At 68.8% G+C, this 11,141-nt stretch carries 6 protein-coding genes; 3 read left to right on the top strand and 3 right to left on the bottom strand.

The annotated features are described in order from the left end of the window. Positions 1–11 precede the first annotated feature (11 nt). Positions 12–1,145: a DmsE family decaheme c-type cytochrome gene (locus tag LRK53_RS02815; RefSeq protein WP_027493240.1), complete on the bottom strand. Its 1,134-nt coding sequence runs from the start codon at positions 1,143–1,145 to the stop codon at positions 12–14. A 242-nt stretch (positions 1,146–1,387) separates the two neighbouring features. Here LRK53_RS02815 and LRK53_RS02810 point away from each other — a divergent pair, with 242 nt between their 5' ends. Then, positions 1,388–2,350 (top strand): LysR substrate-binding domain-containing protein, encoded by a 963-nt coding sequence (locus LRK53_RS02810; RefSeq protein ID WP_051257602.1) that lies wholly within the window; start codon positions 1,388–1,390, stop codon positions 2,348–2,350. A gap of 11 nt (positions 2,351–2,361) precedes the next feature. Here the strand turns inward: LRK53_RS02810 and LRK53_RS02805 are convergent, their stop codons facing one another. Further along, complete coding sequence (locus LRK53_RS02805; protein WP_081666639.1) at positions 2,362–3,633, bottom strand: TIGR03862 family flavoprotein; 1,272 nt, start codon at positions 3,631–3,633, stop codon at positions 2,362–2,364. 666 nt (positions 3,634–4,299) lie between these two features. Here LRK53_RS02805 and LRK53_RS02800 point away from each other — a divergent pair. Then, on the top strand, positions 4,300–6,804 hold the full coding sequence (locus tag LRK53_RS02800) for a pre-peptidase C-terminal domain-containing protein (RefSeq protein WP_027493238.1): 2,505 nt from the start codon (positions 4,300–4,302) through the stop codon (positions 6,802–6,804). A gap of 168 nt (positions 6,805–6,972) precedes the next feature. Next, complete coding sequence (locus LRK53_RS02795; protein ID WP_027493237.1) at positions 6,973–8,367, top strand: M20/M25/M40 family metallo-hydrolase; 1,395 nt, start codon at positions 6,973–6,975, stop codon at positions 8,365–8,367. A 21-nt stretch (positions 8,368–8,388) separates the two neighbouring features. Here LRK53_RS02795 and LRK53_RS02790 read toward each other — a convergent pair whose 3' ends face one another. Further along, the gene (locus LRK53_RS02790) at positions 8,389–11,088 is read right to left on the bottom strand and encodes a bifunctional diguanylate cyclase/phosphodiesterase (protein ID WP_037090020.1); all 2,700 of its coding nucleotides are present in this window, start codon (positions 11,086–11,088) and stop codon (positions 8,389–8,391) included. Positions 11,089–11,141: the final 53 nt, after the last annotated feature.

The following is an 11,141-nucleotide window of genomic DNA, read 5'->3' as shown; positions in this document are numbered from 1 at the left end:
GTCGGCCTCCGTCACTTGTGGAACTTCGGTCCGGAAGGATTGTTGGAACCGTGGATGTTGGTGTGGCAGCTGAGGCAGCCGCGGCCCATCAGGCGCTCGTCCGGGAACGGCCCGGTGCCGAGGTTGGCCGCGCTCTGCAGGTCGTTCGGATGGCGCGTCACGGTGTGGCACTGCTGGCACAGCATCGGGATCGGCGCGACCAGCAGGGTCTGCTGGTTGGAGCCGTGCGCGTCGTGGCAGTTGAGGCAATTCGCGCGCACCGGCGCGTGCTCGAACAGGAACGGCCCGCGCTTCTCGGCATGACAGGCGTAGCAAGTCTGGTTGACGGTGTCGGTCTTCAGCAACGGCTTGGTGATCGAGCCGTGCGGGTTGTGGCAGTCGGTGCAGGCCATCTGTCCTTCCGGCAGCGGCATGTGCGAGCGACGGTTGAACTTGGCACGGATGTCCTGGTGGCAGGTGGCGCAGACTTCGTTGATCGAGGACTTGGTCAGCACGCCCTCGGGCGACAGTCGCGCCATCGGGTTGTGGCAGTCGGTGCAGGACAGGCCGCGGTTCTGATGGATCGAGCCGATCCAGTGCTGGCGCGCGCCGCCGGCATGGCAGGCGAGGCACACCCCGACCTGGGTCTGCGGCGAGGTCTTCGCGTCGTGGGTGAAGCCGATGATCAGGCCCGGCGCGGTGGGGTTCTTGGCATGTGCGGAACCCGGGCCGTGGCAGCTTTCGCAGGCGGCCTGCGGGCCGGTGTTGGCCGCACCGGCGCGGAACGAGGCCACGTGCAGCGTGTGCGAGGCCTGCACGTTTTCCTGTGTGTGGCAGGCCACGCAGCTTTTCGCACCGATCGCATCGGCGTTCGGCGCCAGCGGGTTGGCCGGGATCGAGGCGGCGTCGAACGGGGTGGCCGGGCTGTCGCTCATGCTCGCCGGGTGCGGGTTGCCGGCGCGCGCCGTGCCCGCGCCCATGTCGGTGGCCGGCAGCATGCTGGCGATGTCGCCCTGGCTGAGCCCGCCGGCAGGGGCGGCATGCGGGTCCGGCGCGGCGCTGCCGCCCGCCTGCTGGGCCTGCACATCGCGGGCCCCGAGCAACATGACGCCGGCACTCAGTGCGGTGCACAGCACGACGGCAAGCAACAGCGAAATCGCACGCATGACTCGAACTCCTTAGGCTAGCGTGAACACTCGAGGCGACCGGCTGCCATCCCGCGTAGCACGCGCCTCTGACGCCTGCAGCCATGTCCTGCGGCGTAGTATTTCCCTTATGCAATGCATTGATAAGTCCCTTCACATTGCGTTTAATATCCATGATCAGCGAACAATTCCTCATGATTGCGTAACGCAACAAGACAGTTACCCTCGATCCACCGCCTCGCCCGCCACTCACTGGACACGCCGTGCAGGATCTCAACGACATCTATTACTTCGTGCAGGTGGTGGAGCTGGGTTCGTTCACCGCCGCCAGCAAGGCGCTGGGCGTGGCCAAGTCGCAGCTGAGCTTCCGCGTGGCGCGACTCGAGACCAGCCTCGGCATACGGCTGATCCAGCGCACCACGCGGCGCTCGCACGTCAACGAGATCGGCCAGCGCTACTACGAACAATGCCGGCTGCTGCTGGCCGCCGCCGAGCAGACCCAGCGCGTGATCGACGAAGCGCAGGCCGCGCCGCGGGGGCGCATCCGCGTGGCCTGTCCGGTGCTGCTCGCGCAATTGCTGCTGGCGCCGATCCTGATCGAGTTCCTGCGGCAGCACCCCGGGGTGCAGGTGGACCTGGACATCTGCCACCACCATGTCGACGTGATCGCCGGCGGCTATGACATCGCATTCGGAGTGCGCGATTCACTCCGGGATTCCAGCCTGGTGATGCGCAGCTATGGCCTGGACCCGCAGGTGCTGGTGGCTAGCCCCGAACTGCTGCGGCGCCAGGGCCAGCCGACCCAGCCGCTGGAACTCAAGCGCCTTTCCAGCGTGGACCTGATCAGCGCGGAAGGGCGGCACTTCTGGCACCTGCAGGCCGCCGACGGCCGCATCCAGCAGGTGGAGCACCACCCCAGCCTGATCAGCGACAACCTGCAGGTGCTGTACCAGGCGGTGGTCGGCGGCGTCGGCGCGGCGCAGCTGCCGCAGTTCGTCTGCCGCGAGCCGATTGCCGAAGGCCGGATGGTGCCGCTGCTGCCGGCGTGGTCGCTGCCTGCCGGCAACGTGCACGCGGTGTATCCCTCGCGCCACGGCCACACCCCGGCGCTGCGCAGCTTCATCGACTTCGTGGGACGGTCCATGCCGCAGGTGCTGCGCCGCACCCAGCAGGGCACACCGGCCGAACCCGTGAAACCCGCACCGGAAAACCTGGTCGCCGACTGAAACCGTGCCGGCTACGCGCCCAGCAGCCGGCGCGCCGCCGCGCGGCCGGCGAGTAGGCCGCTGGCGAAGCAGGCGGTGAGCAGGTAGCCGCCGGTAGGCGCCTCCCAGTCGAGCATTTCGCCAGCGCAGAACACGCCGGGGCGCTCGTGCAGCATCAGGTTCTCGTCCACTGCCTCCAGCCGCACGCCGCCGGCGGTGCTGATCGCCTCGGCGACCGGTCGCGGCGCGCGCAGGTGCAGCGGCAGCGCCTTGAGCCGCGCGGCCAGCGCCGCCGGATCGGCCAGGGTGGGTTTGTCGGTGAGCTCGAACAGCAGCGCGCATTTCGCCGCGTCCAGCCCGGCGCGGCGACGCAGCCAGTCGCCGATGCTGTGCCTGCCGCGCGGTGCGGCGAGGCGGCCGGCCAACGCGCTTTGGTCGTAGCCGGGCACCAGATCCAGCTTCAGCACGGCTTCGCCGCGTTCGGCAAGCTGCTCGCGCAGTTCGGCGCCGATCGCGTAGATCAGGCTGCCCTCGATGCCGTACTCGCTGAGTACGAACTCGCCCTGGCGCGAACGGGCCACACCATGGCGGTCGACCCAGTGCGCCACCACCGGCTTCAGCGGGGCGCCGGCGAAGCGGCTGGCAAGATGCTCGCTCCACGCCAGCTCGAAGCCGCAGTTGGCCGGCTGCAGCGGCGCGATGTCGATGCCCGCGTGCTCGAGCGGCGCCACCCAGGCGCCATCGGAGCCCAGCTGCGGCCAGCTGGCGCCGCCGAGCGCGAGGATTGCCGCCTCGGCTGCCACCGTGCGTTCGCCCTGCGGCGTGGCGAAGCGCAGCGCGCCATCGCTCCAGCCCAGCCAGCGGTGGTGCATGTGGAAGGCCACGCCCGCTTCGCGCAGGCGGTGCAACCAGCCACGCAACAGCGGCGCCGCCTTCTGGTCGAGCGGAAATACCCGGCCCGAACTGCCGACGAAGGTTTCCACGCCGAGACCGCGGGCCCAGCGGCGCAACGCCTCGGCATCAAACGCGTCCAGCCAGCGCGCCACCGCGTCGCGGCGCGCGCCGTAGCGCTCGACGAAACGCGCGCGCGGCTCGCCATGGGTCAGGTTGAGGCCGCCCTTGCCGGCCAGCAGGAATTTCCGCCCCACCGAACCCTTGGTCTCGTACAGGTCGACCGCCACGCCCGCCGCGCACGCGGCTTCGGCCGCCATCAGTCCCGCCGGACCGCCGCCGATGATCGCCAGTCGGGGAGTCGCGGTCCGGGTCACCCGCGCATGGTCGCACGCCGCCCGCGCGGCACGCATCGCCGGCGTCGCGGTGGCGGTGACGCCGGCCCGGTAGGGCCGCGTGGCTTCGCGCATGAATCGCAGCTGACCACAAGGCAGTCATGGGCTGAACGGCAGCGCAAGATAATATTATCTGTGGCGTAAGCAATTACGCCTGGAAAACAACCATGAAGAAACTTCTTGCGCTGATGGCATAACCTCGCTTGGTCGTCATGGATAATCGCCTTCCTGCGCGAATCCATGGCCATCGAACCGGTTTCCGCAGGTGTTTTTATCGTGGCAGGGCGCGCCACTGAGCCATCGGCGACCACGCCACCGCATCGGGATAATCGCAAGCATTTGCGCCATTCCGACAGTCTGATAATCCCGAAAACCTGCGATGCAAATCACCCGTTCCCTGAAAAAATCCTATTGACGGTTTTCCGCGGTGAATCCTACCGTCAGCGAGTTCGCCAATGGGGAGCTTGGCGAACGGTTCCGTGACGACATTCCGCACCGGCGCTGATCGCGGCGGACGTCCACCACGTGGCGCGATTCCGGGGGAGTACGACGAATCCGCTGCGCACGGAATCGCTGGGCCATTCCAAAACCGATCGCGTCGCGCCTGTCCGCGACGTTCATTCCATGAGGTCCACGCGGCCCCAGCGGCTTCGTTTGCCTCGAAAAAACTTTTGGGAGCCATAGATGCAAAATCATTTCCGTCTCACGCTGCTGACGGCCGCCATCGGCCTGGCGGCGATCGCCTCGGCCAACGCCGCCTCGGCCAGCAGCAATACCTTCGTCGCGCTGAACCAGCACGCTACCGTGCTGCGCCAGGGTGACGTGGTCAGCGGCCCGCTGGCAACCTCGCAACCGATCCACGTCGAGGTGGCGCTGAAGCTGCGCAACCCGGCCCAACTGCACACCTTCCTGGCCACGGCCAGGACCTCGACGCTGTCGATGGTGCAGCATCAGATGTCGAGCGAGCAGTTCGTCGCCAACTATTCGCCGACCGCGGACCAGGCAAACCAGGTGGCCGCGTGGCTGAGCTCGGTCGGCTTCACCAACGTCAAGATCGCGCCGAATCGCCTGATGGTCTCGGCGGACGGCCGCGCGGACACCGCACAAGCCGCGTTCAAGACCAGCTTCGCCAAGGTGCGCACGAAGGAAGGCCGCATGGCCTTCATGAACAACAGCGACGTGCAGATTCCGGCCACGCTGCAGGACAGCGTGCTGTCGGTGATCGGCCTGCAGACCGTGCACCAGGCGCACACCTTCGCCAAACCGGTGCAGGCTGCCTACACCACCCAGGCGGTGACCGGCCACAACCCGACCGAGTTCTCCTCGATCTACGGCGGCAACGGCGTGGCCACGGCGGCCGGCGTGCCGGTAGGCATCGTCACCCAGGGCAAGATCACCCAGACCATCACCGACCTCAACACGTTCACCTCGCAGAACGGCCTGGCCACGGTCACCACCCAGACCGTCAACACCAACGGCACCAGCACCGACACCAGCGGCCTGGGCGAGTGGAGCCTGGACAGCCAGGACGTCGTCGGCATGGCCGGTGGCCAGGTCGGCAGCCTGATCTTCTACAACATCCCGACCCTGTCCAACGCGGATCTCACCGCCGACTTCAACACCATCGTCACCGCCAACGCCACCAAGATCATCAACGTGTCGCTGGGCGAGTGCGAGACCAGTGCGAAGAGCGACGGATCGGCCGCGGCGCAGGACCAGATCTTCCAGCAGGCGGTGGCGCAGGGACAGACCTTCTCGATCTCCACCGGCGATTCCGGCGCCGACGAGTGCAAGAACGGCGGCGTCACGCCGAGCTGGCCGGCCGCGTCGCAGTACGTGGTCGCGGTGGGCGGCACCACGCTGGACGCTTCCACCACCACCTGGAACGGCGCCACCGTGTGGGTCAGCGCCGGCGGCAGCTCCAGCACCTTCGAGCCGCAGCCGAGCTGGCAGAACGGCGTGGCCCCGGGCACCACGCGCGGCCTGCCGGATATTGCCTATGACGCCGATCCCAACTCCGGCTCGAAGATCATCGTCAACGGCGCCACCCAGCAGTACGGCGGCACCAGCCTGTCCGCGCCGCTGTTTGCCGGCACCTGGGCGCGCATCATCGCCATCAAGGGCTCCAGCGTGGGCTTTGCCGCACCACTGCTGTACCAGTTGCCGGGCGCCGCCTTCCACGACATCACCTCGGGCAACAACGGCGGCTATACCGCCAGCGTCGGCTACGACCTGGCCAGCGGCCGCGGCGAGCTGATCATCAGCACGGCCGCCGCCAACATCGGTGGCACCGCACCGCCGGCCAACGTTCCGCCGGTCGCCAACTTCAGCGACTCGGTCAGCGGCCTCACCGTGAACTTCACCGACAGCTCCACCGACAGTGACGGCACCATCGCCTCGCGCTCGTGGAACTTCGGCGACGGCAGCACCTCGACCGCCACCAACCCCAGCCACACCTACGCCGCCGCCGGCACCTACAGCGTATCGCTGACGGTGACCGACAACGGCGGCGCGACCAACACCAAGACGCAGTCGGTGACGGTCGCCAGCAGCAGCGGCAACGTGCTGCAGAACGGCGTGGCGCTCACCGGCCAGTCCGGCGCGCAGGGCGCACAGCTGTTCTACACGGTGGTGATCCCGGCCGGCGCCAGCAACCTGGTGATTTCCGAGTCCGGCGGCACCGGCGACGCCGACCTGTACACCAAGTTCGGTTCCGCCCCGACCCTGTCCAGCTACGACTGCCGTCCGTACCTCACCGGCAACAATGAGAGCTGCACCGTGGCCTCGCCGCAGGCGGGCACCTACTACGTCATGCTGAACGGCTACGCCGCATTCTCCGGGGTCAGCGTCAAGGCCAGCTGGAGCACCAGCAGCGGCAACGTGCTGCAGAACGGCGCACCGGTGTCCGGCCTGAGCGCAACCACCGGCAACGCGCTGTACTACACGATGGTCGTGCCGAGCGGAGCCACCAACCTCAACTTCAACATCGCCGGCGGCACCGGCGACGCCGACCTGTACGTCAAGCTCGGTTCCACGCCGACCACCACCAGCTACGACTGCCGCCCGTACATCACCGGCAACAACGAGAGCTGCAGCGCCTCGGCGCCGACGCCAGGCACGTACTACATCATGGTGCGTGCCTACAGCAGCTACAGCGGCGTCACGCTGACCGGCAGCTACACGCCGTAAGCGGCTGGCAAGCCCGCGGTGCGCATGGACGCGCATCGGCGATGAACGCACGGACCCGCAGCCCGGTCGGCAACGACCGGGCTGCTTGCCGATGGACGGCACGAACGGGTGCCGACAAGTCGCGCTGGCATTGTATGGTGCGGACTCCGCCGACGATGAGTGCGCGCGATGCCCCGGATCACCCCTCTGCTTCTGGCCGCCCTGCTGGCCCCCGCGACCGCCGTACCGGCGCAAACCCCGCCGGCGATGTCGCACGAACAGCCGGCGCTGCACGCATTGGCCCAGGCTCCCAGCGAGGCGGAACTGCGTGCCACGATCACCAGGCTGGTCGGCTTCGGCACCCGCCACACGCTGTCCGACACGAAGTCCGACACCCGCGGCATCGGCGCCGCGCGACGCTGGGTGAAGGCGCGCTTCGAGGCGATCTCGCGTGATTGCGGCGGCTGCATCGAGGTGGTCACGCCCGCGCAGGTATTCAGCGGCAAGCGCATCCCCGTGCCCACCGAGGTGATGGAGGTGGTCGCGATCAAGCGCGGCCAGCGCGACCCGCAGCGGGTGATCGTGATGAGCGGCCACCTCGACTCGCGCGTCAGCGACGTAATGAACGCCAGCAGCGATGCGCCCGGCGCCAACGACGACGCCTCCGGCGTGGCCGCCGTGATCGAGGCCGCGCGGCTGCTGTCGAAGCAGGACAACGACGCCACCCTGGTGTTCGCCGCGCTGTCCGGCGAGGAGCAGGGCCTGTACGGCGGCAAGGTGCTGGCCGACTACGCGGTCGCGCAGGGCTGGCAGGTGGAAGCCGATCTCAACAACGACATCGTGGGCAACAGTCAGGGCCAGAACGGGGTGACCGACAACACCACGGTGCGGGTGTTCTCCGAGGGCACCAAGAGCAACGAGACGCCGGCCCAGGCGAACTATCGCCGCTACCACGGTGGCGAGGTGGATTCGCCTTCGCGCAATCTCGCCCGCTACCTCGACCGCCTCGCCGGCAACTACCTGCCCGACTTCCGCGTGGCCATGGTCTATCGCACCGACCGCTACGGCCGCGGCGGCGACCAGGTGCCGTTGCTGGAAGCGGGTTACCCCGCAGTGCGAGTCACCGAGGCACACGAGAACTACACCCGGCAGCACCAGGACCTGCGCAGCGAGGGCGGTGTCCGTTACGGCGACACCATCGACGGCATCGACTTTCGCTACCTCGCCCGCGTCACCGCCCTGAACATCATCGCCATGGCCGCGCTGAGCCGCGCGCCGGCGCCGCCGACCGGCATCGACATCGCCGGCGCCGTGGCCACCGACACCACGCTGAAGTGGCGCAAGGTGCCCGGCGCCGCCGGCTACCGGGTGCACTGGCGCGACACCACCGCGGCGCAATGGCAGCACGCACTTGCGGTGGGCGACGTCGACCACGCGATACTGCAGGACGTGGTGATCGACGACTGGTTCTTCGGCGTGTCGGCGGTCTCCGCCGACGGCTACGAGAGCCCGGTGGTGTTCCCCGGCGACGCCGGCAGCTTCGAGCGTTCGCCGGCAGCGGCCGCGAGCAGCGCCGCCCGCTGAGCGGACGCCGGCAGCGCCGCCTCAGTCGCGCTGGAACAGCGCCGGTTCGGGCCGGTGCAGGCTGAAGCCCTGCACCCGGTTCACGCCCAGCGCCGCCAGCGCGCGCACGGTTTCCGCGTCGGCCACCCATTCGGCAACCACTTCCAGGCCGAGCCGGTGGCCGATGTCGGTGACCGCCCTGACCATCAGGTGGCTGACCGGATCGGTGAGCATGTCGCGCACGAAGCTGCCGTCGATCTTGATGATGTCCAGCGGCAGGTTTTTCAGATAGGTGAACGAGGACATCCCCGCGCCGAAGTCGTCCAGCGCGATCCGGCAACCCACCGCGCGCAGCTGCTCCATGAAGCGCACCACCTGCGACAGGTCGCGCACCGCCACGGTCTCGGTGATCTCGAAACACACCCGCGACGGCTCGACCCGGTAGCGCCGCAGCAGCGCGATGATGCGGCCGGCCAGTTCCTCGTCCTCGACGCTAGCGCCGGACAGGTTGATCGCCACCATGCGCAGCGCGCTGCCGGCCGGATGCAGCCGGTCGAAGTTCGCCAGCGTGGTCTCGATCACCCAGCGGTCGACCACCGGCATCAGGCCGTAGCGCTCGGCCGCCGGCATGAACACGCCGGGCACCACCAGCTGGCCGGATTCCTCGCGGAAGCGCAGCAGCACCTCGACATCCAGCTCGCCGCCGGCGACCAGCGGCAACGGCCAGATCTCCTGGTAGGTGAGCACCAGGCGGTGCTCGTCGATGGCCCAGCGCAGGCGGTTCGCCCACTCCATCTCGCTGTGCCGGCGCACCGTCTGGTCATCACGCTCGGAATAGAAGTGCACGCGATTGCGGCCTAGCTCCTTGGCCATGTAGCAGGCGGTGTCGGCCTGGGCCAGCAGGTTCTTCACCAGGATGCCGGGGCGGTCGATCGTGACCCCGCCGATGCTGGCGCTGACCATATAGCTGCGCTGTTCCCAGATGAACACGTAGCCGTCGATGCAGCGGCGCATGCGCTCGGCGATCCGTTCGGCTTCCGCGCGATCGGCCACCTCGGTCACCAGCACGCCGAACTCGTCGCCGCCAAGCCGCGCCAACATGTCGGTGCCGCCCAGCTGCCTGCGCATCACGATCGCCAGCTGCGCCAGCAGCTGGTCACCGGCGAGGTGGCCGGAGGTGTCGTTGATCAACTTGAACTGGTCGAGGTCGATATACAGCAGCACGGCCAGTGGCGCGCCGTCCTGGGTCGCGTCCAGCGCGCGGTGCAGCCGGCGTTCGAACTCGCGCCGGTTGTACAGCTCGGTAAGCGCGTCGTGGCTGGTCTGGTGACTCAGCAGCTCAGTCAGCTGGCGCTGTTCGCTGATGTCGCTGGCCACCAGCAGCAGCTTGCTGCGCCCGCTCAGGGTCACCCGCGAGATCGCCACGCTGGCCCAGAAGCCGTCGCCGACGTCGTTGCGCAGGATCGCGTCGACCCGGCCGCAGCCGCGGGTGTCGTCCTGCTGCAGCTGCGTACGCAGCTCCGGGTCGCCGAACAGCTCGGGCAGCTTGCGCTCGGTCACGCGCAGGCCGAGGCGGTCGCGCGCCGCCTGGTTGGCGTAGGTGATCGTACCGTCGGCGGCCTCGGCCAGCAGCACCAGTGCCGGCAGTAAGTCGTTGAGGGCGCGGAAGCGCTTCTCGCTCTCGCGGTAGCGGTGGCTCATGCGCCAGCCCTGTGCCAGCGCGCGCTGGCCGGTACTGGCGACCGAGTACACCAGCAGCGCCAGCAGCACGCTGCCCAGCACGCCGGCCAGCAGGATGCCGCGCCCGCCGCCGATCAGGCGATGGGCACGCTGCGGCAGCGAGCGCACCTCGACGCTCCACGTGCGTCCGCCATACGCGAGCCTGCGCTCGTAGCGGTAATCGGCGCCCGACCACCAGGGGCCGGTATCCGAGTCGAACAGCAACACCACCTGCGACCCGCTGACGTCGCTGACCCGCAGGCGCAGGTTGCGCGCCAGCCGCTCGGGCAGCGCCTCGCCGATCAACCCCTCCAGCCGGAACGAGGCCGCGATCGAGCCGCGCATGCGGGTGCGTCGCTCCGCGGTGGATTGCGGCGGCGACCCGGAGCTGTAGATCGGCAGCCGCAGGGTGATGCCTTCGCCGGCCGTGCCGGACCCGATCAGCTGCACCGGGTGGAACGGCGCCGACAGGGTCGCCTGGTCGCTGTCGCGCGACGCCAGCAGGCTGGCGAAGTTGTGCGGCTGCGTGGCCACGTCGAGCCCGACCACGCTCTCGTTGCCGGCCAACGGCCGGACCCAGCGGGTGATGTAGTGCTCGCCGTCCGGCCGCAGCTCGCGCCGCGCGTAGGCCAGCGCGAGCAGGCTGGGAAACTGTTCGCGCGGGCTCATGTTGGCGTAGAAGCCGGTGTACTCGCCCTCATCCACCTCCTCGGAGGAGAGGAACAGCGATTGCGCGGCACGCAGCAGCGATTCGGCGGCATGCAGCCGGCCTTGCAGCGAAGCGAGCGCCTTGTTGGCCAGCTCGTCGCGGATCAAGGTGCGCTCGACCTGCAGCCGCTGCTGCTGCTGCTGATGGATGAACACGGTCAGCGCCAGCCCCGACAGCAGCGCCAGCAGGCTCCACAGCCAGCTCGTCAGGCGCCACGGCGATGGCACAGGAAACGCGGCATCGGGCTCGCCACGGCCGTTGGCCGCCGTCGGTTGGTCTTCGTCGTAGTCCTTGTTCCGGGGCAAGGGATTCACCACGCGATGCCGTGACCGGCGATGGTACACAACTGCGCCGCATGCGCCACGCT

Source organism: Rhodanobacter thiooxydans (assembly GCF_021545845.1).
Classification (GTDB): domain Bacteria; phylum Pseudomonadota; class Gammaproteobacteria; order Xanthomonadales; family Rhodanobacteraceae; genus Rhodanobacter.
The sequence above is the reverse complement of the archived record's forward strand: the minus strand, read 5'-3'. Positions and strand labels throughout refer to the sequence as shown.

Excerpts from the sequence above, each read along its gene's own strand:
- LRK53_RS02815 (WP_027493240.1), bottom strand. The coding sequence starts at position 1,145 with ATGCGTGCGATTTCGCTGTTGCTTGCCGTCGTGCTGTGCACCGCACTG.
- LRK53_RS02805 (WP_081666639.1), bottom strand. The coding sequence starts at position 3,633 with ATGCGTGCCGCGCGGGCGGCGTGCGACCATGCGCGGGTGACCCGGACC.
- LRK53_RS02800 (WP_027493238.1), top strand. The coding sequence starts at position 4,300 with ATGCAAAATCATTTCCGTCTCACGCTGCTGACGGCCGCCATCGGCCTG.
- LRK53_RS02795 (WP_027493237.1), top strand. The coding sequence starts at position 6,973 with ATGCCCCGGATCACCCCTCTGCTTCTGGCCGCCCTGCTGGCCCCCGCG.